Genomic DNA, 23,542 nt, shown 5'->3' on the forward strand with positions numbered 1-23,542 from the left:
ATTCCTGAAAACATTCGGAACGGGCGATATGTTAGCTGATCCGCATGCAGAGTATGGCGCAGTTTCAGGAACGATTGTCCGCTGCATTCGGCGGAGCCGCCGTCAGGTCTGATCGAGACCGGACGACGAGCCAGTCGGCGTCGCCAATTCCTCTTCACTCCCGTCACCCGCTGCTCTTTCACTGGCTTGGCGGGGCGGGCCTGCTGGCGGCGATCCTGCTATTGCTTCTCTCCCATTGGAGCGGATCGCTTCTGGCCAGCCTCGGTGTCATCCTGCTTGCCGCCATCGCCGGCTATCTTGCCGTTCTTTTCGGAAATGGACACAGACAGCGCGGCCGTGGTCCGGAATTATTGGAACACGCAGATGCAACGGGCCTTCTGGGGACTGTCCATGACGTGCTCGGCGATATTGTCGTCACCCGCATGATGGACAGGCGCATCATCGGCGCCAACGAAACCTTCCGTAACCTGACGGGTCGTGCAAAACCCGAAGGTCAGACCTGCGAAGAGATCGGCCTCGCCTTCCGCCCCGGTCCGCAGCCGCATCGTTACGACGTGGAGATTTCAACGCCCGCCGGACAGCGCATCTTCCTCTGGCATGATGTCGTGACTCGCGACCCCGCAACCGGGCGCTTGCTACTCCAGAGCATCGCGCGCGATGTGACCGAAGAACGACTTGCCGCCGAAAGCCGTGAGGAAGCCCGGCAAAAGGCCGAATATAACAGCGCCGCCAAGTCGCGGCTGCTCGCCACGGTCAGCCATGAAATCCGCACGCCTCTATCAGGCATCCTCGGCATGGCGCATCTGATTTCAGAGACGAAACTGACGCAGGAACAGCAGAACTATCTGACCAGTATCGGTCAGTCCGGCCATGCGCTGTCTCAGCTGGTCGAGGATCTGCTCGATTTCTCCACGATCGAGGTCGGCCGTTTCCAGCTCCGCCCGCGGTCGGAATCCCTGCGTAAACTGCTCGAGAGCGTGGTGGAAATGCTGGCTCATCGCGCTCATGAGAAGGGCATAGAGATCGGTGCGACCGTTTCTTCCGACGTGCCGGAATTTATGAGCTTCGATCCGGCGCGGCTGCGCCAAGTGCTCTTCAATGTCATCGGCAATGCCGTGAAATTCACACAGGCCGGCGGTGTCTTCATCCGTGTCTCGAGAGCCGCCAATGAATTGCTGATATCGGTGACTGATACCGGCCCCGGTATGACGGCGGAGGAGCAGGCTCGCATATTCGGAGAATTCGAGCAGGGCGGATCGCTTGCTCAAAAGAGCAACGGCACGGGCCTCGGCCTTGCGATCTCTGCCCGCATCCTGCGTGAGTTCGGCGGATCGCTGACCGTCGCAAGCGAAAGAGGCAGGGGTAGCCAGTTCACCATCCGCTTCCCGGTCGAGTTGCCGGAGGAAGACGCCACCAGCCGGAACACGCTGCTGGCTGGAAACAGCATCGTGCTGCTGGCTCCGGCGGGTGCGGCACGCACGGCGATCGCCGAGACGATTACGACGCTCGGCGGGCGCTGCCATCTGGTCGCCGGCGGCGAGGCAGCACGCGAAAGCCTGCTGTCGCTTGCCCGCGGCGGCGACCGGCCAACCGATATCATCGTCGACCACCGCATGTCCGAGGAATTCTCGCTGCATATTGCCGACCGCACGGAGATTGCGGCGCTCGGCCTGCGCAAGGTGCTGCTCGTCAATCCGGAAGAGCGCAATTCGCATTCGCTCGACCTCTTCGACGCATGGCTGATCCGGCCGCTGCGCGAACAGTCGCTGATCGACGTGCTGCGCGGGCGCATGCGTGGCATGGAGAAACGCGACGCGCTGAACGATAACCAGCCGGGCATCGGACTCTCCGTCGCCGAACGCACCGCGACAGGCGAAGGGCTCTCCATTCTGCTCGGCGAGGACGACCCGATCAACGCCATGCTGGTGCGTGTCATGCTGGAAAAGGGCGGCCATTCGGTCCGGCATGTCGAGGATTTCGAGTCTCTACTCGACCGCGCGCTCGGTGACGGCAGGCCCGACATCATCATCAGCGACCTTTCCATGCCCGGCGGCAACGGCATCGACATGCTCGGCCGCCTTCGCGGACACGAGCGGCGGCTCGATCTTCAGCCGGTTCCCGTCATCATCCTGACTGCGGACAAGAGAGACGAATCGCGGCGGCAGGTCTTGCTCAACGGTGCCAATCGCGTCATGGTAAAGCCGGTCGATCCAGTCAGGCTGCTTACCGAAGTACAGGCGGTTGTCGCTCTTTCAGCACGCCGAGCCGAGGCGCGTTGAAGCTGGGGAAACCGGCACGTTTCTTGCGTGCACGAAATTGGCATGTCACTTTCCTGTCGTATATAAGTGTTTTATGGCCTGTGATAAGCCGGAGACGGGAGAGTTGCCATGTCTGTTGACATCCTCAATTGTGACGCCACTGCCGAGGCCTCGCGGCCGTCGACGGCTGCTGCGCCGAAGGAAGGCGATGTTTTGGGCCGCATCGGCAATCTTGAGACACGCCTCGCCCGCACCGCACGCGAAATCGATGCCGCGCAGGCCGTGCGTTACCGCGTTTTTGTCGAGGAAATGAAGGCCCAGCTGCCACCGGACGCCATGCGCCGCGGACGGGACTTCGATGCCTATGACGCTTTCTGCGACCACCTTCTGGTTCTCGATCGTTCGATCGAAGGCGATGCAGAAGACCAGATCGTCGGCACCTACCGGCTGCTCAGGCAGGAAGTTGCCATGGCTAATGGCGGTTTTTACTCGGCTTCCGAATTTGCGATCGATGAGCTGATCGCACGCCATCCCGACAAGCGCTTCATGGAACTCGGCCGCTCCTGCGTGCTGCCGGAATATCGCACCAAGCGCACGGTAGAACTGCTCTGGCAGGGCAACTGGGCCTATGCACTGAAGCACGGCATGAGCGCCATGTTCGGCTGCGCCTCTTTTCCGGGTGTTCATCCGGAAAGCCACGCGCTGGCTCTTTCGTTCCTTTATCACAGCGTGCTCGCCAAGGGTGAATGGGCCGTCGGCGCCCTCCCGCATCTGGCCCGCGGCATGGACCTGATGCCGGCTGAAGGTGTCAATCCGAAGAAGGCGCTGATGGCGCTGCCGCCGCTGATCAAGGGTTACCTGCGCCTCGGCGCGATGGTTGGCTCCAGCGCGGTTGTTGATCAGGCCTTCAACACGACCGACGTGCTGATCGTGCTGCCGATCTCAAGCATTTCCGACCGCTATCTGAACTATTATGGCGCCGATGCAGGCCGTTTCGCCAGCTAATCATCCCGATGGGAATTTGATCGCTTTTGCGGGCTAGATGCGGAGCGGACCAGATGTGGTCCGCTCCGTTCTCTTGTCTTATCAGGATCCGGCAGAATAGGCCGCAATCGCGGCCATATTCACGATATCGCTATCCTTGGCACCCATCGAAGTGATCTGCACTGCCTTGTCGAAACCGACGAGGATGGGACCGATGACCGTCGAGCCACCGAGTTCCTGCAGCATCTTCGTGGAGATCGATGCCGAATGGAATGCCGGCATGACGAGGACGTTGGCAGGGCCGGAAAGGCGGCAGAAGGGATATTGCTCCATCGCCTTGCGGTTCAGGGCAACGTCAGCGGACATTTCGCCGTCATATTCAAAATCGATACGACGCCTGTCGAGGATCTTCACCGCCTCGCGGACACGCTCGGAACGTTCGCCCGAGGGGTGGCCGAAGGTGGAATAGGCGAGCATCGCCACGCGCGGCTGGTAGCCCATGCGCCGTGCAAGACCGGCTGCCTCCTCGGCAATATCGGCGAGCTCTTCGGCCGTCGGCATATCGTGAACCGCGGTATCGGCAACGAAGACGGTGCGGCCGCGGCAAAGCGCGATCGACACGCCGATCACACGATGGCCCGGTTTGTGATCGATGCAGCGGCGCACATCCTCCAGCGCAGTCGAATAGTTGCGGGTAATGCCTGTCACCATGCCGTCGGCATCGCCAAGCGCCACCATGGTCGCGGCGAAATGATTGCGGTCGTTGTGGATGAGGCGCTGCACGTCGCGATGCAGGTAGCCTTTCCGCTGCAGACGGGCATAGAGATAGTCGATATAGGCGTCGACCCTAGTCGAGATGCGGGCGTTGACGATCTCCAGACCCGGACGATTGAGATCGATACCGGCACGCTCCGCAGTCGCTCGGATCAGGTCCTCGCGGCCGAGCAGGATTGCGGTGCCGAGCTGCTGATTGGCGTAGGACATGGCAGCGCGCAGTACCTGCTCTTCCTCAGCCTCAGCAAAGACCACGCGCTTCGGATGACGGCGCACGCGCTCATAAAGGCTGGCAAGCGTGGAGGCGATCGGATCGCGGCGAGCCGAGAGCTCGCGCTTATAACCTGCCATATCGGAAATGATCTTGCGGGCGACGCCGCTTTCGATCGCTGCTTCGGCGACGGCGGCTGGAATGGCCGATATCAGGCGCGGATCGAAGGGGACTGGAATAATGTATTGAGCCCCGAAGCGCGGGCGGTTGCCCTGATAGGCGGCAGCGACATCATCGGGCACATCCTCGCGGGCGAGGCTCGCGAGCGCCTTCACGGCGGCGATCTTCATCGCGTCGTTAATGGTCGTGGCGCGGACATCGAGGGCGCCGCGGAAGATATAAGGAAAGCCCAGAACGTTATTGACTTGGTTCGGGTAATCCGAACGACCAGTCGCCATAATGGCATCGTCACGGATGCGGGAAACTTCCTCTGGCGTGATTTCCGGATCGGGATTGGCCATAGCAAAGATGATCGGCCGATCGGCCATGGAGCGGATCATCTCCTCCGAGAAGGCGCCCTTTTGCGACAGGCCGAAAACAACATCCGCACCTTTCATGGCTTCTTCCAGCGTCCGGGTATCGGTCTTTGCCGCGTGCGCCGATTTCCACTGGTTCATGCCCTCGGTGCGGCCCTGATAGATGACGCCCTTGGTATCGCAAAGGATGATGTTCTCAGGTGCAAAGCCCATCGACTTGATGAGCTCGACGCAGGCGATGGCGGCGGCGCCCGCCCCATTGCAGACGAGCTTAGTGGTCTTGAGATCGCGGCCGGTCAGTTCCAGCGCGTTGATCAGGCCGGCTGCGGCGATGATCGCCGTGCCGTGCTGGTCGTCGTGGAATACGGGAATATCCATCAACTCGCGCAAACGGCTCTCGATGACGAAGCAGTCAGGAGCCTTGATGTCTTCCAGATTGATGCCTCCAAAAGAGGGGCCGAGGAAGCGCACGCAGTTGATGAACTCGTCGACATTTTCGGTGTCGACTTCAAGGTCGATGGAATCGACATCGGCGAAACGTTTGAAGAGCACCGATTTGCCTTCCATGACCGGCTTGGAGGCAAGCGCGCCCAGATTACCGAGGCCGAGGATGGCCGTGCCGTTGGAAATGACGGCGACCATGTTGCCGCGCGTCGTATAGTCGTAGGCCGTTGCCGGATCGGTAGCGATGGCTTTGACCGGCACTGCGACACCAGGGGAATAGGCCAACGAGAGATCGCGCTGCGTCGCCATCGGCTTGGTGGGGTTGATCTCCAGCTTGCCGGGCCGGCCCATCGCGTGAAATTCAAGCGCTTCCGTGTCAGTAACAGACGTCGCCGGCCGTTCTTTCTTCTTCATATGGGACATGCCTCCTCCAAACGCCTGTGGGTGACGTTTTCCTCTTCCCCAATAGCTGTTGTCATCTATAGCGGCGCGCGGATAGGGTTGGCACCTGTTTTTTTGGGAAAAACTGCACCTCCGTGAACGCACGAATAGACAGCAGAAACGAAGCCTTCTCGGCAGCCGAGCTTGCGACTGAGGAAAGCCGCGCCTCGGCAACGCCGATGATGGAGCAATATATCGAGATCAAGGCGAACAATCCGGATTCGCTGCTCTTCTATCGTATGGGCGATTTTTACGAGCTGTTTTTCGAGGACGCGCTCGAGGCTTCGCGCGCGCTTGGTTTAACGCTGACCAAGCGCGGCCAGCATATGGGGCAGGACATTCCCATGTGCGGCGTGCCTGTGCATGCGGCCGACGACTACCTGCAGAAGCTGATCGCGCTTGGCTTTCGCGTCGCGGTCTGCGAACAGGTGGAGGATCCCGCGGAAGCCAAGAAGCGCGGCTCGAAATCGGTCGTCAAGCGCGACGTCATCCGCTTGGTCACACCAGGCACTATTACCGAGGAGAAGCTGCTTTCACCCTCGGAATCGAACTATCTGATGACGTTGGCGCGCATTCGCGGTTCCTCCGAGCCGGTGCTGGCGCTCGCCTGGATCGATATTTCCACCGGCGTTTTCCGAGTAGCGGAAACGGATGCCTCGCGGCTGCTCGCCGATATCCTGCGCATCGATCCGCGCGAGCTCATCGTGCCTGATACGATCTTTTATGACAGCGAGCTGAAACCGGTCTTCGACGTGCTCGGTCGCACAGCCGTTCCACAGCCGGCTGTGCTTTTCGACAGCGCGACGGCGGAGGGTCGCATAGCGCGCTATTTCGACGTTTCGACGCTTGACGGTTTCGGCAGCTTTTCACGCGCCGAGCTTGCTGCGGCGGCAGCGGCCATTGCCTATGTGGAAAAGACGCAGATTGCCGAGCGGCCGCCGCTCGGGCGCCCGGAGCGGGAAAGCGGCGCTTCGACGCTGTTCATTGATCCCGCCACCCGCGCCAACCTCGAGCTTGTGCGCACTCTGTCCGGCGATCGTAATGGCGCGTTGCTGAGGGCGATCGACCGCACGATCACCGGCGGCGGAGCCCGATTGCTCGCTGAACGGCTGATGTCGCCGCTCACTGATCCCGCCCGGATCAACGAGCGGCTGGATTCGATCGGCTTCCTGATGCAGGAACCGTCGCTCTGCGGCGAGCTGCGCGATGCGCTGAAGCATGTGCCCGACATGCCGCGAGCACTTTCCCGCCTGGCGCTCGATCGTGGTGGTCCGCGCGATCTCTGGGCGATCCGCCAGGGGCTCGGTGCAGCGGCGCAGCTCGTGGGCCAGCTGAACGGCGCCCTGCTGCCTGAGGAGCTGGAACGCGCCCGCATGGAACTGCGGGCGCTGCCATCGGCCCTTGAAACCCTGCTTGCGGAGACCCTCGCCGACGAGTTGCCGCTGCTGAAACGCGACGGCGGCTTCCTGCGTGACGGCGCCAACGCCGAGCTGGACGAGGTCCGGGCATTGCGCGACCAGTCGCGCCGCGTCATTGCCGGCTTGCAGCTGCAATATGCCGAAGAGACCGGCATTAAGTCGCTGAAGATCAAGCACAACAACATCCTCGGCTACTTCATTGAGGTTACGGCCGGCAATGCCGGCCCGATGACCGACACATCTGAGGCGAAGGCCCGCTTCATTCATCGCCAGACGATGGCGAACGCCATGCGCTTCACGACCACAGAGCTTGCGGATTTGGAAAGCCGCATCGCCAACGCCGCCGACCGCGCGCTGCAGATCGAGCTTGAAGCTTTCGACCGGATGACGGAAGCTGCGGTTGCCGAGGCGGAGGCGATCAAGGCCGGCGCACGCGCACTGGCCATTATCGACGTTGCGGCTGGTTTGGCACTGCTTGCCGAGGAGCAAGCCTATTGCCGGCCATTGGTCGACGGCTCAAAGATGTTTGCCATCGAAGGCGGCCGTCACCCTGTCGTCGAACAGGCGCTGCGACGGCAGTCCACAGGTCCCTTCGTCGCCAATAATTGCGATCTGTCCCCCGTCTCCGATGGCAAGGATGGGGCGATCTGGCTGCTGACAGGCCCGAACATGGGCGGTAAATCGACGTTTCTGCGCCAGAACGCGCTGATTGCCATCCTTGCCCAGATGGGATCCTTCGTGCCGGCAACATCGGCACATATCGGCATTGTCGACCGGCTGTTCTCGCGTGTCGGCGCATCTGACGATCTGGCGCGCGGGCGCTCCACCTTCATGGTGGAAATGGTCGAGACAGCGGCGATTCTCAACCAGGCGACCGATCGCTCCCTCGTCATTCTGGACGAAATCGGTCGCGGCACGGCAACCTTCGACGGTCTTTCCATCGCCTGGGCCGCTGTCGAACATCTGCATGAAGTCAATCGCTGCCGCGGGCTGTTCGCGACGCATTTCCATGAGCTGACGGTGCTGTCGGAAAAGCTCGCCCGGCTATCTAACGCAACGATGCGGGTGAAGGAATGGGACGGCGACGTCATCTTCCTGCATGAAGTCGGTCCGGGCGCTGCCGATCGCTCCTACGGCATTCAGGTCGCGCGGCTTGCCGGCCTGCCGGCGTCGGTCGTGGCTCGTGCACGCGATGTACTGACCCGTCTTGAAGATGCCGATCGCAAAAACCCGGCGAGCCAGCTGATCGACGATCTGCCGCTTTTCCAGGTCGCGGTGCGACGCGAGGAGACATCGCGCGGGCCCTCCAAGGTCGAGGAGGCCCTGAAGGCAATGAGCCTCGATGACATGACGCCGCGAGAGGCGCTCGATGCGCTTTACGACCTCAAAAAGAAGATGAAGTAGGAGCAGCGTCCCCGTGTTTATGGAAAAGCTGCTTCAGGAAACCCAGCGCCTCTCGGTCATCGTCTCGATGCTCGAAATCATGAAACAATCGGATGGTAATCTGGAGGCGCGCGGCTGGAATACACCGATCGGTATGGCGAAGATCACCGGTTCCTGCCTGAAAATCGGTGAACTGAGCGACGCGATCGTCGATACTGGTTATCGCGAATGCGACAAAGCGACCCTCGATAGCATCATGAGCGAGACACGGCAGGTCCTCGACACGCTGCTGACGCAACCGCTTCCCTGAGGCCTTGCGGCAAAGGGTCCTTCGCCGACGGCTTGCCAACACCATTTCGCCAAAATTAAAGGTTCATGCAATATGAACACCTGTATTATCAGGCGGCCAAAGAGGCTTTAGCGCATGCAGACGAAATCAGAGGCGCGCCACGAGCAAGCGGCCCGGCCCGGGCAGGAAGCCGCCCGGCCAATGGTGACGCACGACATCGATTTCTCGGAGATCTTCGATGTAGAACTGCTGCAGGGACAGTGCGACGCCATTGCCGAAGCCAACCGCAATCGTCCCGACGTACTGCGCAGCGATCTTCTTGCCGTTTTGAAGAAGGCGAGCATCGATGGGCGGCGGAAGGCACGTGAACTGCTGGATGCCGAGGGTAGCGGGCTTGATTGCGCGCACCGCATTTCCTGGCTGCAGGACCAGATCATCACCATTCTCTATAAGTTTGCCACTGCGCACATCTTTCCGAAGCAGAAGGATAAGTTTGCCGTCACGGCGGTCGGCGGTTATGGGCGCGACACCTTGGCGCCGGGCTCCGATATCGACCTGCTCTTCCTCTTCCTGCCAAAGCCGGCAGAAGAGACGCACAAGGCCGTCGAATTCATGCTCTACATACTGTGGGACATGGGCTTCAAGGTCGGGCACGCAACCCGCACCGTCGAGGAGTGCATTGCGCTTTCCAAGTCCGATATGACGATCCGCACTGCCATATTAGAGATGCGCTACATTTGCGGGCTAAAGTCACTGGGGACGGAGCTGGAAGCTCGTTTCGACAAGGAAATCGTTACCGGGACCGGGCCGGAATTCATCGCCGCCAAACTTGCCGAACGTGATGAACGCCACCGCAAGGCCGGTGACACGCGCTATCTCGTCGAGCCGAATGTCAAGGAAGGCAAAGGCGGCCTTCGCGACCTGAATACGCTCTTCTGGATTTCGAAATATTATTATCACGTCCGCGATCCAGCCGATCTGGTGCTGCTCGGGGTTCTGTCGAAGCAGGAATACCGGCTTCTCGAAAAGGCGGACGACTTTCTCTGGGCCGTGCGCTGCCATATGCACTTCCTGACCGGAAAAGCCGAGGAACGTCTTTCCTTCGATATCCAGCGCGAAATTGCCGAGGCGCTCGGTTATCATTCCCGCCCCGGCCTTTCGGCCGTCGAGCGCTTCATGAAGCACTATTTCCTGGTTGCCAAAGACGTGGGCGACCTGACGCGGATCCTCTGCGCCGCACTTGAAGACCAGCAGGCAAAGTCGATTCCCGGCCTTACGGGCGTGATCAGCCGCTTTACACACCGCAGTCGCAAGATCCCAGGCAGCGTCGAATTCGTGGAAGATCGCGGCCGTATCGCGCTTGCCAATCCCGATGTCTTCAAGCGCGATCCGATCAGCATCATCCGCTTGTTCCATGTGGCCGATATCAATGGCTTGGAATTTCACCCGGATGCGCTGAAGCGTGTCACGCGTTCGCTCGCTCTCATCAACAACGACCTCCGTGACAATGACGAGGCCAACCGGCTTTTCCTGTCGATCCTGACGTCCAAGCGCGATCCGGCATTGATCCTGCGGCGCATGAACGAGGCCGGCGTGCTTGGCCGTTTCATTCCCGAATTTGGCAAGATTGTCGCGATGATGCAGTTCAACATGTATCATCACTATACTGTCGACGAGCATCTGATCCGCGCCATCGACGTTCTCTCGGAAATCGACAAGGGCAAAGCTGAAGAACTGCATCCGCTGTCCAACAAGCTGATGCCACATATCGAGGACCGCGAAGCCCTTTATATCGCGGTTCTGCTGCATGACATCGCCAAAGGCCGGCAGGAAGACCATTCGGTCGCCGGCGCGCGCGTTGCCCGCAAGCTCTGCGCGCGCTTCGGCCTATCACAGAAGCAGACCGAGACCGTCGTCTGGTTGGTCGAGGAACACCTGACGATGTCGATGGTCGCCCAGACCCGCGACTTGACCGACCGCAAGACGATTACCGATTTTGCCGACCGTGTTCAATCGCTGGACCGGCTGAAGATGCTGCTGATCCTGACGATCTGTGACATTCGCGCTGTCGGACCGGGCGTCTGGAACGGCTGGAAGGGCCAGTTGCTGCGCACACTCTATTACGAGACGGAACTACTGCTCGCCGGCGGCTTTTCAGAAGTATCCCGCAAGGAACGCGCCCAGGCTGCCGCCGAGGCGCTTTATGGGGCGCTGTCCGACTGGCCCCAGAAAGATCGCCGAACCTACACGAAGCTGCATTACCAGCCTTATTTGCTTTCCGTGCCGCTGGAAGATCAGATCCGCCATGCGCATTTCATCCGGCAGGCGGATAAGGCTGGACAAGCCCTGGCAACCTCCGTGCGCACCGACAGCTTCCATGCCATTACCGAAATCACCGTTCTTTCGCCCGACCATCCCCGCCTGCTCGCCGTCATTGCCGGCGCGTGCGCGGCGGCCGGCGCCAATATCGTCAACGCGCAGATCTTCACGACGTCGGATGGCCGGGCGCTCGATACGATCCATGTCAGCCGCGAATTTCCGAACGATGAGGACGAACTTCGTCGCGCAGCCACGATCGGCAGGATGATCGAGGACGTGCTTTCCGGCCGCAAACGCCTGCCCGAGGTGATCGCGACCCGCGCGAAGAACCGCAAGAAGAGCAAGGCTTTCATCATCCCGCCATCGGTCACCATCACCAACAGCCTGTCGAACAAGTTCACGGTTATCGAGGTGGAGTGCCTCGACAGGCCGGGCCTGCTGTCAGAAATGACCGCGGTGCTCTCCGATCTGTCGCTCGACATTCAATCTGCCCGCATTACCACGTTCGGTGAAAAGGTCATCGATACCTTCTATGTCACCGATCTCGTCGGCCAGAAGATTTCGGGCGACAGCAAGCGGGCCAATATCACTGCCCGCATGAAAGCGGTCATGGCCGAAGAGCAGGACGAACTGCGCGAGCGCATGCCATCCGGCATCATCGCGCCTGCCGCTACCGCGGCCGAAAAGAAAGCCGGTTCCTCAGTATGAGTCTCGTCAAGAAATTCGCCACCGTCGGCGGCGCTACCCTCGGCAGTCGTATCTTCGGTTTTGCCCGCGAAACGCTGATGGCTGCAGCACTCGGCACCGGGCCGATGGCCGACGTCTTCTATGCCGCCTTCCGCTTTCCGAACCTCTTCCGCCGGCTCTTTGCCGAGGGCGCTTTCAACGCTGCCTTCGTACCGCTCTTCGCCAAGGAGATCGAGGAGAACGGCACCGACGGCGCCAAGCGCTTCTCAGAAGAAGTGTTCGGCGTTCTCTTCTCGGTTCTGCTGCTCATCACCATTGTGATGGAACTCTGCATGCCATTGCTGGTGCGCTTCGTCATTGCGCCAGGCTTTGCCGATGATCCCGAGAAATTCGGCATCACCATTCGCATGGCGGCGGTGATGTTCCCCTACCTCATGTGCATGTCGCTGACGGCGATGATGAGCGGTATGCTGAATTCGCTGCATCATTTCTTTGCCGCGGCCGTCGCACCCGTCTTCCTCAACGTGGTGATGATCGCTGCGCTGTTCTATGCGCTTTATACGGGCGCCGAACCGCTGGCGACGGCTTGGTATCTCTCCTGGGGCGTTCTTGTTGCCGGCATCCTGCAGCTTGCCGTCGTTTACGTCGGCGTTCTGCATGCCGGCATGAGCATCGGCTTCCGCTTTCCGAAGATGACATCGAACGTCAAGAGGCTGCTGATCCTTGCCGTTCCGGCCGCCGTCACCGGTGGCATCACGCAGATCAACCAGCTCATCGGCCAGGCGATCGCCTCCTCCCGGGAGGGCGCTATCGCCGCCCTGCAATACGCCGACCGCATCTACCAGCTGCCCCTCGGTGTCGTTGGAGTCGCCGTAGGCGTCGTGCTGCTGCCGGAACTTGCGCGCGCGCTGAAGGGCGGCGCGTTGCGCGAGGCAGCTTATCTGCAGAATCGATCGATCGAATTCGTGCTGTTCCTGACGATCCCTGCCGCCTTCGCACTCTGGATCCTCTCCGATGAGATCATTCGCGTACTTTATGAACGCGGCGCCTTCCACCAGGAAAACACCCTCATCGTCGGCTCGATCCTGGCGATCTACGGCATCGGTCTGCCGGCCTTTGTGCTGATCAAGGCGCTGCAGCCGGGCTTTTACGCCCGCGAGGATACCAGGACGCCGATGCGCTTTTCGGCAATCGCGGTTGCCACCAACTGCGCCACGGCGCTGACGCTGTTTCCTTATATGGGTGCTCCGGGCATCGCCGTCGCTGAAGCAACGGCCGGTTGGATCAGCACCGTGCTGCTCTTCACCACGCTTCTGCGCCGGGGCCATCTGACATGGGAATGGGCGCTAGCCAAACGCGCCGCTCTGCTAATCGTCGCTTCCGCCATCATGGGTGCCGTCATCATCTATCTCAAGCAGCATTGGGCATCCTTGCTTGCCTCGGGCACGCCACTATTGACCAAGGTTGGCACGCTTGGCCTTCTGATTGCGATTTCGATGGTCGTCTATTTCGCAACCGCTTTCCTGATCGGCGGAGCAGATCTCGGCATGATCCGGCGCAATCTCAACCGCAAACCGGCGCCGGCGAAGGACGTCTGAGTCCTTTCACGCAATTCCGGACGCCAAGCGGCTGCACAGTTTTTAGCAATCCACCCATCGCCTCTGCGGCCCGACATCGACGTGAACTATGCCGTTGCAATAGGTGCCAATCCCGCCAATTCCGGGCGCGGTTTTGGCTGCGGCGATAATGGTGCGCTCCGAAACGCCGGGAATCCGGATATCCGCCGCCAGGCATTTTCCATGCAATGAGCCATGGCGGCTTGGATGCGGCCGAAAGCCTGAGGTGATCATCGGGCGCCGTCCGGTCTTTGCCGCAATATGCGACAGGACCGCCCGCAATCGCGCCGGGAAGCAGCCGGCACGAACACTGACGGTCTGAACCGTGTAGGCAAGACGCATCTCATGTTTCGGGAGACTGTTGGTCTGTCGTCGGCCATCTTGACCGACGGCTGTGGTTGCTGATTGTAGGGCAAAGAGGCCCGCCAAAGCGAGCAAACTGGCGTTCTGCATGGTCCCTCCGATTGGCTCCCCCGACGGCTCAAGCGGCCGTCACGCCAGTCGAAGGATTCTCTGTTCAAAGAAAGCTTTTTTGTGGAATTTTATACTCAATTTTAGCTAAGTGTTGTGATCAATTTGACGTAAAATCAGCCATTTGTCTGCTCATAAACGGAAAAACTTACTAATCCCAGGAGATCACATGCCCCAATCCCTGTTCCTCGTCACCCTCGTCGTTGATGACTATGACCGCGCCAAAGCCTTCTATTGTGAGGCTCTCGGCTTCGAATGCCTTCAAGATGAATTGCAGCCGGAAGGCAAGCGCTGGGTCGTTGTCAAACCGAAGGACGGGGACGGGGCGGCCTTTCTGTTGGCACAAGCGGCAAACGAGGCGCAGCGGGCCGCCATTGGCAACCAGACCGGCGGACGCGTCGCCTTCTTCCTGAAGACCGACAATTTCGCACGCGACCACGCCGCGATTCTTGCCGCCGGCATTCGCTTTCAGGAAGAGCCGCGACACGAGGTTTACGGTACGGTTGCGGTCTTTGCGGATCCTTACGGCAACACCTTCGACCTGATCGAACATGCCGCGGGCTGAACCCCTTGATTGCAATCCTGAGCACGTGCATAAGCGCCCGCGTTAGCAACATGGGCCTTTGGCCCTGGGGCCCTCCACCAGCCTAATCGAGGACAACTTCATGGGTGAATTCAAGAAGCTCGTATTCTCCGGCGTTCAGCCGACGGGCAACCTGCATCTCGGCAACTATCTCGGCGCGATCCGTCGCTTCGTGCAGCTCCAGGACGGCAACGACTGCATCTATTGCGTTGTCGACCTGCATGCGCTGACCGCACAGCTCGTCCACGAGGACATGCTGTCGCAGACGCGCTCGATCGCAGCCGCTTTCATCGCTTCCGGCATCGACGCCGAAAAGCACATCGTTTTCAATCAATCCGCTGTACCGCAGCACGCCGAGCTCGCCTGGATCTTCAACTGTGTCGCCCGCATCGGCTGGATGAACCGCATGACGCAGTTCAAAGACAAGGCGGGCAAGGACCGCGAGCAGGCCTCACTCGGTCTCTACGCCTATCCGAGCCTGATGGCCGCCGACATTCTCGTCTACCGCGCCACGCATGTGCCCGTCGGCGAGGACCAGAAGCAGCACCTCGAGCTGACGCGCGACATCGCGATGAAGTTCAATCTCGATTACGCTTCGCACATCCGCAAGACGAATTACGGGATCGACATCACCGTCGGCGATGAGCCGGTACATGCCTATTTCCCGATGGTCGAACCATTGATCGGCGGACCGGCGCCACGCGTCATGTCGTTGCGCGACGGCACAAAGAAGATGTCAAAGTCCGATCCGTCGGACCTTTCGCGCATCAACCTGATGGACGACGAGGACGCGATCTCCAAGAAGATCCGCAAGGCCAAGACCGATCCGGATGGCTTGCCGAGCGAAGCCGCCGGCCTCGAAAGCCGGCCGGAAGCCGAAAACCTCGTCTCGATCTATGCGGCACTTGCCGACAAGACGAAGGATCAGGTGCTCTCGGAATTCGGCGGCCAGCAGTTCTCCGTGTTCAAACCGGCGCTGATCGATCTCGCCATCCAGGTTCTGTCGCCGATAACTGCTGAGATGCGTCGCCTGATGAACGATACGAGCCATATCGACGCGATCCTGCGAAATGGCAACGAGCGGGCAAGGGCGCGCGCCGACGTGACGATGCGCGAACTTCGCGAGATCATCGGCTTCCTCTATTAATCCCATCGACATGCAGAGCCCCCGTGCAAAACGGGGGCTTGCAAATTCTCCGCAGCAGGTGTCAGAGTCCGCGCCATGGTATCGAAGCGACTCTCACGGCTCGAAGGTCATCGCCGCAAATTCATGGCGGTGATCGATGCTACACCAGAATGCCAACGTGCCGTCCACTATGCCGGGCGGCGCGCCAAAAATTCCAATGGCGGTCTCGTTCTGCTCTACGTGATCCCTGCCGGCGATTTCCAGCAGTGGCTCGGCGTCGAGGAGATCATGCGGGCCGAAGCCCGCGAAGAGGCGGAAGCTACCGTCGCCAAGGCCGCTCAGATCGTGCGCGAAACGATCGGCATCGAGCCCGAGATCGTCATTCGCGAAGGCAATTCGGCCGAGCAGATCAATGCCGTCATCGAGGAAGACAGGGACGTCGCGATCCTCGTGCTTGCAGCAAGCTCTGCGAAGGAAGGACCGGGACCGCTGGTTTCCTCCGTTGCCGGACGCGGCGCGGCTTTCCCCATTCCGGTCACCGTGCTTCCAGACACACTGACCAACGAGGAAATAGACGCCCTTTGTTAGGTCATTTCTTGAGTATCAGTCTCTTGAATCGGCTGGAGAATGGGCTTATTTTCTTTTGAAGAATTCTAAAGACGGCAAAGGCTGAAGCCCGCCGCATGGAGAGCGAGATGTTCATTCAGACCGAAGCCACGCCGAACCCCGCCACGCAGAAGTTCCTTCCCGGCAAGGTCGTGATGGAAAACGGCACGGCCGAATTCCGCAATGCCGACGAGGCCCAGGCTTCGCCACTCGCTGCCCGCCTTTTCGAAATTCCCGGCGTCACCGGCGTCTATTTCGGATACGATTTCATCTCCGTCTCCAAGGACAATGCCGAGTGGCAGCATCTGAAGCCGGCCATTCTTGGCTCGATCATGGAGCATTTCATGTCCGGCAAGCCGGTCATGGGCGACGCCTCGATCCTCTCCGAAGATGTCGATGCCGGGGACGAATTTTTCGATGAAGGCGACGAGTCGATCGTGCTGACCATCAAGGAACTGCTGGAGACCCGGGTGCGTCCGGCCGTTGCCCAGGATGGCGGCGATATCACCTTCCGCGGCTTCAAGGACGGGAAGGTCTATCTGAACATGAAGGGATCCTGCTCCGGTTGCCCGTCCTCGACGGCAACACTGAAGCACGGCGTTCAGAATCTGCTGCGCCATTTCGTTCCGGAAGTGCAGGAAGTGATTGCCGCTTAAAAATCTGAAGTTCGTCGGGCGTTCATCTGCGGTTCGGCCCGACGGATTTATGGATAGGCAACAATAGTTTATTCGGAAATTGATGGCATGATCGTTCTGGCGCTCGACACGGCAGGTGTGGATTGCGCTGCCGCTGTTTACGATAGCGGCAGGAATACGATGCTGGGGGAGGCATCGGACATGATCGGCAAGGGACATGCTGAACATCTGATGGGTGTCATCGACCGCGCGCTGGAACAGGCGGGCGTCGCGCTATCGGATATCGACCGCCTTGCCGTCACCATCGGTCCCGGCTCTTTTACCGGTATCCGCGTCGGCGTTGCGGCAGCCCGTGGATTTGCGCTTTCCCTCAATATTCCCGCTGTCGGTATCACCACGCTAGAAGTCATGGCGGCGGCTCAGCGCGCAAAATTGCCCGGCCGCGCCGTTCTGGCAGCGATGGATGCCAAGCGGGATGAAATCTATCTACAGTCTTTTGCAGCTGATGGCGCGCCGCTCGATGAGGCCCGCGCGGTGAGTGTTGCGGAGGCCCAGGCCTTTGCATCTGACTTCGACGGCGAGATAACCGGTTCGGCGACGCCGCTCCTGAAGCCGGATGCAGCGGGCGACTACGCCAACTCCTTCCCGATCTCCATCGTAGCGCGTCTCGGCGCTGCCGCGAACCCGAATACCGGAAAGCCGAAGCCCCTTTATCTGCGTGGACCCGATGCCAAACCGCAGGCCGGTTACGCCATTGCAAGAGTATGACAATGCTAGAAGCCTATCTGACGCTTAAGCCGGAATTCGAAATCGTCGCCATGGAGCCGGAGGATTGCCTCGACGTTTCCGTCCTGCATGGCGAGCGCTTTGCCCGCCCCTGGGGTGACGGCGAATTCCACAGCCTGCTTACGCAGACCACCGTTTTCGGCTTCGTTGCCCGCCAAACCAATGCCATTCTGAAAAAGACCTTGCCCGGCTTCATCCTCGCCCGTCAGGTTGCGGGAGAGGCGGAAATCCTCACGATAGCCGTTCAGGCGAAGGTCGCGCGCTCAGGCCTCGGTTGGCGGCTGATGCAGGCGGCCATGCGCGAAGCGCGCCTGCGCGGCGGCGAGAGCATGTTCCTGGAAGTCGATAACGGCAATACCGCCGCTCTCGGCCTTTATCGCAAGCTCGGTTTCGAACAGGCGGGCGAACGCAAGGGCTATTATAAGGACGCCAATGGGGCTACTTCTACGGCGCTTGTCATGAAGCGCGTTCTTCGGTAGTTCCCTTCTCGACAGGAATAACGAGAAGACAGCCATGACTGAGGTAGCCAAGACCCTCGAGGAGCTTTGCGCTGAACGCGGCATGCGCATGACCGAGCAGCGCCGGGTGATTGCGCGCATTCTCGAAGATTCCGAAGACCATCCCGATGTCGAAGAGCTCTACCGCCGTTCGGTGAAGGTCGATGCCAAGATTTCCATTTCGACGGTCTATCGCACCGTCAAGCTGTTCGAAGATGCAGGCATCATCGCCCGGCATGATTTCCGCGACGGCCGTTCTCGCTACGAGACGGTTCCGGAAGAACATCACGATCACCTGATCGATCTGAAGAGCGGAATGGTCATTGAGTTCCGCTCTCCGGAAATCGAAGCACTGCAGGAGCGGATCGCCCGCGAGCATGGCTTCAAACTGGTGGATCACCGCCTGGAACTCTACGGCATCCCGCTGAAAAAAGACGAACTCTGATATCATGGCAGTCCGGGAGCGCCGCATTTGATCGTCTGGCTGCGCATCGCCTTCGCCTTTTTCGTCATCATTGTCGTCAGCATCCTGCTCATGCCGCTGCAGGTGCTGGCGCTCACTTTTGACTGGAAGCTGCGACGCACCCTGCCCCGGCGCTGGCATCGCATCGTCTGCTATTGTCTCGGCATCCGCATTCGGGTGCGAGGCAAACTCGAAAGCCGACGACCTCTTATGCTCTGTTCCAACCATTCCTCCTGGATGGACATCATGGTCATGTCGGCGGTCGCCGATGTCGCCTTCATTGCCAAGATAGAGGTACGCGATTGGCCGATCTTCGGCACGCTCGCCAAGCTGCAGAAGAGTGTTTTCGTGGTGCGCGAGGAAAAGCGCCGCACCGGCGATCAGGCGAGCGAGATTGCCGCCCGCATGGCGGACGGCGAAATCGTCGTGCTGTTTCCAGAGGGGACGACCTCCGACGGCAACCGCCTGCTGGAGGTCAAATCGTCGCTCTTCGGGGCAGCCGCAATGGCCGTACCGCATTCCCAGACGGGTGCCGTCATGGTGCAGCCGGTTGCGATTGCCTATACGCAAGTCCACGGCATCGCCATGGGACGTTATCATCGCCCGCTTGCTGCCTGGCCCGGCGATATCGAGCTTCTACCTCATCTGATCGACATCCTGAAATGTGGCGCGATCGATGCCGAAGTCTCCTTTGGCGAGGCGGTCGAATATGGCGAGAAGACAAATCGCAAGGCGGTCAGCACCACGATCTCGGCTCGCATCCGAAACCTGTTGAACAGCAGTCTGCGCGGCCGCGATATCGCCTAAGGCGACATGCCCTTTTCTCGCGCTTCAAAAACCACTAAATAGCGCGCCATGACCCAAGACAGCGCCCTTCTTCAGCCGCCGGAGACAATCCTCCGCGATGGCTCCAACAGCCGCAAGGTTTTCATCAAGACCTATGGTTGCCAGATGAACGTCTATGACTCAACGCGCATGAGCGATGCTCTTGCCCGCGATGGCTATGAGCCGACCGAGGACATGGAAGAGGCTGATCTCGTCCTGCTCAACACCTGCCACATCCGCGAGAAGGCAGCCGAGAAAGTCTATTCCGCACTTGGGCGCCTGCGCGAGATGAAAAAGCGCAAGGCTGCCGACGGCCGCGAGATGATGATCGGCGTCACCGGCTGCGTCGCGCAGGCTGAAGGCGAAGAGATCCTGCGTCGTGCTCCTGCTGTCGATGTCGTCATCGGCCCCCAGACCTATCACCGCCTGCCGGATGCGCTGCGCCGCGCCAAGGAAGGTCATCGCGTCGTCGATACGGAATATGCGATCGAGGACAAGTTCGAGCACCTGCCGATCGCCGAGGCGCCGAAGATCCGTGCCCGCGGCGTGACCTCCTTCCTGACAGTCCAGGAAGGCTGCGACAAGTTCTGCACCTTCTGCGTTGTGCCCTATACGCGTGGCTCGGAAGTCTCGCGGCCGGTCTCGCAGATCGTCGAAGAGGCGATGAAGCTCGTTGCCGCTGGCGTGCGTGAAATCACCTTGCTCGGCCAGAATGTCAATGCCTGGCACGGCGTCGGCCCGCAGGGCGAAGAGTGGAGCCTCGGCGATCTGCTCTACCGGCTTGCCGATATCCCCGGCCTTACGCGCCTTCGCTATACGACGAGCCACCCGCGCGACATGGATGACCGGCTGATCGAGGCACACCGCGACCTGCGCGCCTTGATGCCCTATCTGCATCTTCCGGTTCAGGCAGGTTCGGACCGTATTCTCAAGGCGATGAACCGTCGGCATACGGCCGCCGAATACCTATCCCTCATCGAGCGCATCCGCAAGGCGCGTCCCGATATCGCACTGTCGGGCGATTTCATCACCGGCTTTCCGGGGGAGACAGACAAGGAATTTGAGGATACACTAAAACTCGTTGAGGAGGTGCGTTACGCGCAGGCCTTCTCGTTCAAATATTCGACGCGGCCGGGTACGCCCGGAGCGGAATTGAAGGATCAGGTGCCGGAAGATATCAAGGCAGAACGGCTGGAACGCCTGCAGGCGCTGCTTCTCAAGCAGACGCAGGAATTCAACGAGTCCTGCATCGGCAAGGAAATCGACCTTCTCCTCGAAAAGCCCGGCCGGATGCCTGGCCAGCTCATTGGCCGGTCACCGTGGCTGCAGTCCGTGAATGTTGATGCAAAAGCATCGCAAATCGGTGACATTATTAAAGTGCGAATCACAGGAACCGGAACCAACAGCCTGTTTGCCGAACGCGCAGAGGCTGAGGTCTAACCCAGGGAGCTCGACCGCTTGAACGGACAGGAATTGGTTTCTACTTCACCGCGCCACCCACGCATAGCGAGCGACGCCAATCACTTCGTCCTGACGTTCGAGAACAACCGGTTCGCCAGCGAACTTTTCGGACAGTTCGACCAGAATTTGAAGCTCCTGGAACAGCGGCTCAATATCGATGCGCGGGCACGCGGCAACTCCGTTGTCATCACCGGCGATGTGCTGGCCACCAACCAGGCGCGACGCACGCTCGATTACCTCTATGAAAAACTCCAGAAAGGCGGCAGTGTGGAGCGTTCAGACGTGGAAGGCGCAATCCGTATGGCGGTTGCAGCCGACGACCAACTCACGCTGCCGACGATGGAAAGAAAAGCCAAATTGACGATGGCGCAGATTTCGACGCGCAAAAAGACGATCATCGCGCGAACGCCAACGCAGGATGCCTATATGCGGGCGCTGGAGCGCTCGGAGATGGTGTTCGGAGTCGGTCCTGCCGGTACGGGCAAGACCTATCTCGCCGTCGCCCACGCCGCCCAGCTTCTGGAGCGCGGCGCCGTCGAGAAGATCATTCTTTCGCGACCCGCCGTCGAGGCCGGCGAACGCCTGGGCTTCCTGCCGGGCGACATGAAGGAGAAGGTCGATCCTTATCTGCGCCCGCTTTATGACGCGCTCTATGACATGATCCCTGGCGACAAGGTCGAGCGAGCAATCACCGCCGGCGTCATTGAAATCGCGCCGCTCGCCTTCATGCGTGGTCGCACGCTTGCCAATGCCGCCATCATCCTCGACGAGGCACAGAACACCACGTCGATGCAGATGAAGATGTTCCTGACACGTCTTGGCGAGAACTCGCGCATGATCATCACCGGCGATCCGAGCCAGATCGACTTGCCGCGCGGCGTCAAATCCGGCCTCGTGGAGGCGCTGCATCTCTTGAACGACGTCGAAGGCATCTCGACGGTGCGCTTCAAGGATGTCGATGTCGTGCGCCATCCGCTGGTCGGCCGCATCGTCAAGGCCTATGATGCGACCTATGTGGCGGCAAACGAAGAGGCCAGCCGGCAGGACTGATGGCCGAGCTCGACATACAGATCAGCATCGAGGACACGGGCTGGCCCGCCGAAGATGTATTGCATGCCCTTGGCGAACGCGTGCTGGGAGCAGCCGCCGCCTACCTGCGGGAAGAGGAAAATCAGCCCTTCCCGAAGATGCCGCCGGAAGTTTCGCTCGTCTTCACCGACGATGCCTCCATTCAGGACATCAATGCGGAATGGCGCGGCAAGGACAAGCCGACCAACGTCCTGTCGTTTCCGGCCTTTCCGGTCAAACCCGGCAAAACGCCAGGCCCGATGCTCGGCGATATCATCATTGCCAGGGAGACGGTGGAACGCGAAGCGCAGGAGCTCGAAAAGAGTTTCGACGACCATTTGACCCATCTTATGGTGCATGGTTTCTTGCATCTGCTCGGCTACGACCATATTAATAATGACGAGGCCGAAATTATGGAGGGGCTCGAGACTCGCATTTTAGCAGTGCTCGGCCTATCTGACCCCTACGAGGGTCAAGACCTTAAAATGGAACCATGAGCGAATTTTCAACGAAGCCGGCGTCAGACGCCAACGACTCCGACCAATCCTCCTCTTCAGACGAGGGTGGTAGTAGTCGACACCGACCGCAATCCTTCTGGTCGCGCGCAGCGCGCATGCTAAGGCCGCAACACGGCTCACGACTGCGCGAAGACCTTGCCGATGCGCTGATGACCGACCCAGCTGCTGCCGATGCCTTTTCGCCCGACGAGCGGGCGATGCTTCACAATATCCTGCGCTTCCGTGAAGTGCGCGTCGCCGACGTGATGGTGCCCCGCGCCGATATCGAGGCGGTCGACCAGACTATCACCATCGGCGAACTGATGATCCTCTTCGAGGAAAGCGGCCGCTCGCGCATGCCCGTCTATGCCGAAACGCTCGACGATCCGCGCGGCATGGTGCATATCCGCGACCTTCTCTCCTATGTCGCCAAGCAGGCGCGCAATAAGCGCCGCAGCAGCACCAAGCCTGCAGCAGGTGCGCCTGCAATAGACGTATCGCCGGAACATATCCAGAAGGCGCCGCGCTCGGCCAAGCCGAATTTCGACCTCGGACGCGTCGACCTGCAGAAGACGCTCGCCGAAACCGGCATCATCAGGCAGATCCTCTTCGTGCCGCCCTCCATGCTGGCATCCGACCTTCTGCGTCGCATGCAGGTGAACCGCACCCAGATGGCGCTGGTCATCGACGAATATGGCGGCACTGACGGCCTCGCCTCGCATGAAGACATCGTGGAGATGGTGATTGGCGATATCGACGACGAACATGACGATGAAGAAGTCATGTTCAAACGCGTTTCGGAAGACGTCTTCGTTGCCGACGCCCGTGTCGAGCTCGAAGAGATTGCCGAAGCCATAGGCCCGGATTTCAACATTAGCGAGCAGATCGACGAGGTCGATACTCTGGGTGGTCTGATCTTCTCGGCGCTCGGACGCATCCCCGTGCGCGGTGAAGTCGTGCAGGCGCTGCCGGATTTCGAATTCCATATTCTCGATGCCGATCCGCGCCGCATCAAGCGGGTGCGCATCACCCGCAAGCGTCAGGCAATCCGCCGCCGCGCCAAGACAGACGGCGATGGACCACCGATTGGCGAAGGAAACGACGAGCGGCCGGCGGAATCCACGGCAAACTGAACGTTCCGTAAGACGACAAGCGCACGCTTTT

20 protein-coding genes are annotated in these 23,542 nt (G+C 60.2%); 18 read left to right on the plus strand and 2 right to left on the minus strand.

The features are described from left to right. Positions 1–44: 44 nt before the first annotated feature. Positions 45–2,279, plus strand: a complete 2,235-nt coding sequence (locus EV281_RS09675) for an ATP-binding protein (protein WP_132652863.1) — start codon at positions 45–47, stop codon at positions 2,277–2,279. Between the two features lie 108 nt (positions 2,280–2,387). Beyond that, positions 2,388–3,263, plus strand: a complete 876-nt coding sequence (locus tag EV281_RS09680) for a GNAT family N-acetyltransferase (RefSeq protein ID WP_132652864.1) — start codon at positions 2,388–2,390, stop codon at positions 3,261–3,263. Positions 3,264–3,344: 81 nt separating this feature from the next. Here EV281_RS09680 and EV281_RS09685 read toward each other — a convergent pair whose 3' ends face one another. Continuing rightward, on the minus strand, positions 3,345–5,630 hold the full coding sequence (locus EV281_RS09685; protein WP_132652865.1) for an NADP-dependent malic enzyme: 2,286 nt from the start codon (positions 5,628–5,630) through the stop codon (positions 3,345–3,347). A gap of 113 nt (positions 5,631–5,743) precedes the next feature. Here EV281_RS09685 and mutS point away from each other — a divergent pair, with 113 nt between their 5' ends. From mutS to murJ, 4 genes are all read left to right on the plus strand, one after another. Further along, entirely contained in the window at positions 5,744–8,470 is a 2,727-nt protein-coding gene (mutS, locus tag EV281_RS09690) for a DNA mismatch repair protein MutS (protein ID WP_132652866.1), read from the plus strand. 13 nt (positions 8,471–8,483) lie between these two features. Next, positions 8,484–8,759 (plus strand): hypothetical protein, encoded by a 276-nt coding sequence (locus EV281_RS09695; protein ID WP_132652867.1) that lies wholly within the window; start codon positions 8,484–8,486, stop codon positions 8,757–8,759. 114 nt (positions 8,760–8,873) lie between these two features. After that, entirely contained in the window at positions 8,874–11,765 is a 2,892-nt protein-coding gene (locus tag EV281_RS09700) for a [protein-PII] uridylyltransferase (RefSeq protein WP_132652868.1), read from the plus strand. Further along, a complete protein-coding gene (gene murJ / locus EV281_RS09705) occupies positions 11,762–13,342 on the plus strand; it encodes a murein biosynthesis integral membrane protein MurJ (protein ID WP_132652869.1) in 1,581 nt (526 codons plus the stop codon). Before EV281_RS09700 ends, murJ begins: the two co-directional genes overlap by 4 nt. A 42-nt stretch (positions 13,343–13,384) precedes the next feature. Here the strand turns inward: murJ and EV281_RS09710 are convergent, their stop codons facing one another. After that, complete coding sequence (locus EV281_RS09710) at positions 13,385–13,813, minus strand: DUF882 domain-containing protein (RefSeq protein WP_132652870.1); 429 nt, start codon at positions 13,811–13,813, stop codon at positions 13,385–13,387. A gap of 187 nt (positions 13,814–14,000) precedes the next feature. On the opposite strand from EV281_RS09710, the gene EV281_RS09715 reads away from it, so the two are divergent. From EV281_RS09715 to EV281_RS09770, 12 genes are all read left to right on the plus strand, one after another. After that, positions 14,001–14,396, plus strand: coding sequence for a VOC family protein (locus tag EV281_RS09715; RefSeq protein ID WP_132652871.1), 396 nt, complete (start codon positions 14,001–14,003; stop codon positions 14,394–14,396). 100 nt (positions 14,397–14,496) lie between these two features. Beyond that, a complete protein-coding gene (trpS, locus tag EV281_RS09720; RefSeq protein WP_132652872.1) occupies positions 14,497–15,561 on the plus strand; it encodes a tryptophan--tRNA ligase in 1,065 nt (354 codons plus the stop codon). A gap of 75 nt (positions 15,562–15,636) precedes the next feature. Continuing rightward, positions 15,637–16,128, plus strand: a complete 492-nt coding sequence (locus tag EV281_RS09725; RefSeq protein ID WP_132652873.1) for a universal stress protein — start codon at positions 15,637–15,639, stop codon at positions 16,126–16,128. Between the two features lie 107 nt (positions 16,129–16,235). Next, a complete protein-coding gene (locus EV281_RS09730) occupies positions 16,236–16,802 on the plus strand; it encodes a NifU family protein (protein WP_112541816.1) in 567 nt (188 codons plus the stop codon). An 87-nt stretch (positions 16,803–16,889) separates the two neighbouring features. Further along, the gene (tsaB, locus tag EV281_RS09735) at positions 16,890–17,549 is read left to right on the plus strand and encodes a tRNA (adenosine(37)-N6)-threonylcarbamoyltransferase complex dimerization subunit type 1 TsaB (RefSeq protein ID WP_132652874.1); all 660 of its coding nucleotides are present in this window, start codon (positions 16,890–16,892) and stop codon (positions 17,547–17,549) included. Continuing rightward, positions 17,546–18,046: an N-acetyltransferase gene (locus EV281_RS09740; RefSeq protein WP_184327293.1), complete on the plus strand. Its 501-nt coding sequence runs from the start codon at positions 17,546–17,548 to the stop codon at positions 18,044–18,046. Before tsaB ends, EV281_RS09740 begins: the two co-directional genes overlap by 4 nt. Before the next feature lie 34 nt (positions 18,047–18,080). Beyond that, positions 18,081–18,509 carry a Fur family transcriptional regulator gene (locus tag EV281_RS09745; protein ID WP_132652876.1) on the plus strand — a complete coding sequence of 143 codons (429 nt, stop codon included), beginning with the start codon at positions 18,081–18,083 and terminating at the stop codon, positions 18,507–18,509. A 27-nt stretch (positions 18,510–18,536) separates the two neighbouring features. Continuing rightward, complete coding sequence (locus EV281_RS09750) at positions 18,537–19,334, plus strand: 1-acyl-sn-glycerol-3-phosphate acyltransferase (RefSeq protein ID WP_132652877.1); 798 nt, start codon at positions 18,537–18,539, stop codon at positions 19,332–19,334. 48 nt (positions 19,335–19,382) lie between these two features. Further along, entirely contained in the window at positions 19,383–20,792 is a 1,410-nt protein-coding gene (gene miaB, locus EV281_RS09755; protein WP_132652878.1) for a tRNA (N6-isopentenyl adenosine(37)-C2)-methylthiotransferase MiaB, read from the plus strand. A gap of 18 nt (positions 20,793–20,810) precedes the next feature. Beyond that, positions 20,811–21,863: a PhoH family protein gene (locus tag EV281_RS09760; protein WP_132652879.1), complete on the plus strand. Its 1,053-nt coding sequence runs from the start codon at positions 20,811–20,813 to the stop codon at positions 21,861–21,863. Then, positions 21,863–22,378: an rRNA maturation RNase YbeY gene (gene ybeY, locus EV281_RS09765; RefSeq protein WP_132652880.1), complete on the plus strand. Its 516-nt coding sequence runs from the start codon at positions 21,863–21,865 to the stop codon at positions 22,376–22,378. Before EV281_RS09760 ends, ybeY begins: the two co-directional genes overlap by 1 nt. Continuing rightward, the gene (locus EV281_RS09770) at positions 22,375–23,511 is read left to right on the plus strand and encodes a hemolysin family protein (RefSeq protein ID WP_132652881.1); all 1,137 of its coding nucleotides are present in this window, start codon (positions 22,375–22,377) and stop codon (positions 23,509–23,511) included. Before ybeY ends, EV281_RS09770 begins: the two co-directional genes overlap by 4 nt. Positions 23,512–23,542: the final 31 nt, after the last annotated feature.

The sequence above is a fragment of the Rhizobium sp. BK418 genome, from assembly GCF_004341105.1.
GTDB lineage: Bacteria > Pseudomonadota > Alphaproteobacteria > Rhizobiales > Rhizobiaceae > Rhizobium.

Excerpts from the sequence above, each read along its gene's own strand:
- EV281_RS09675 (WP_132652863.1), top strand. The coding sequence starts at position 45 with ATGCAGAGTATGGCGCAGTTTCAGGAACGATTGTCCGCTGCATTCGGC.
- EV281_RS09680 (WP_132652864.1), top strand. The coding sequence starts at position 2,388 with ATGTCTGTTGACATCCTCAATTGTGACGCCACTGCCGAGGCCTCGCGG.
- EV281_RS09685 (WP_132652865.1), bottom strand. The coding sequence starts at position 5,630 with ATGTCCCATATGAAGAAGAAAGAACGGCCGGCGACGTCTGTTACTGAC.
- EV281_RS09700 (WP_132652868.1), top strand. The coding sequence starts at position 8,874 with ATGCAGACGAAATCAGAGGCGCGCCACGAGCAAGCGGCCCGGCCCGGG.
- murJ (WP_132652869.1), top strand. The coding sequence starts at position 11,762 with ATGAGTCTCGTCAAGAAATTCGCCACCGTCGGCGGCGCTACCCTCGGC.
- EV281_RS09710 (WP_132652870.1), bottom strand. The coding sequence starts at position 13,813 with ATGCAGAACGCCAGTTTGCTCGCTTTGGCGGGCCTCTTTGCCCTACAA.
- EV281_RS09715 (WP_132652871.1), top strand. The coding sequence starts at position 14,001 with ATGCCCCAATCCCTGTTCCTCGTCACCCTCGTCGTTGATGACTATGAC.
- trpS (WP_132652872.1), top strand. The coding sequence starts at position 14,497 with ATGGGTGAATTCAAGAAGCTCGTATTCTCCGGCGTTCAGCCGACGGGC.
- EV281_RS09725 (WP_132652873.1), top strand. The coding sequence starts at position 15,637 with ATGGTATCGAAGCGACTCTCACGGCTCGAAGGTCATCGCCGCAAATTC.
- EV281_RS09730 (WP_112541816.1), top strand. The coding sequence starts at position 16,236 with ATGTTCATTCAGACCGAAGCCACGCCGAACCCCGCCACGCAGAAGTTC.
- tsaB (WP_132652874.1), top strand. The coding sequence starts at position 16,890 with ATGATCGTTCTGGCGCTCGACACGGCAGGTGTGGATTGCGCTGCCGCT.
- EV281_RS09740 (WP_184327293.1), top strand. The coding sequence starts at position 17,546 with ATGACAATGCTAGAAGCCTATCTGACGCTTAAGCCGGAATTCGAAATC.
- EV281_RS09745 (WP_132652876.1), top strand. The coding sequence starts at position 18,081 with ATGACTGAGGTAGCCAAGACCCTCGAGGAGCTTTGCGCTGAACGCGGC.
- miaB (WP_132652878.1), top strand. The coding sequence starts at position 19,383 with ATGACCCAAGACAGCGCCCTTCTTCAGCCGCCGGAGACAATCCTCCGC.
- ybeY (WP_132652880.1), top strand. The coding sequence starts at position 21,863 with ATGGCCGAGCTCGACATACAGATCAGCATCGAGGACACGGGCTGGCCC.
- EV281_RS09770 (WP_132652881.1), top strand. The coding sequence starts at position 22,375 with ATGAGCGAATTTTCAACGAAGCCGGCGTCAGACGCCAACGACTCCGAC.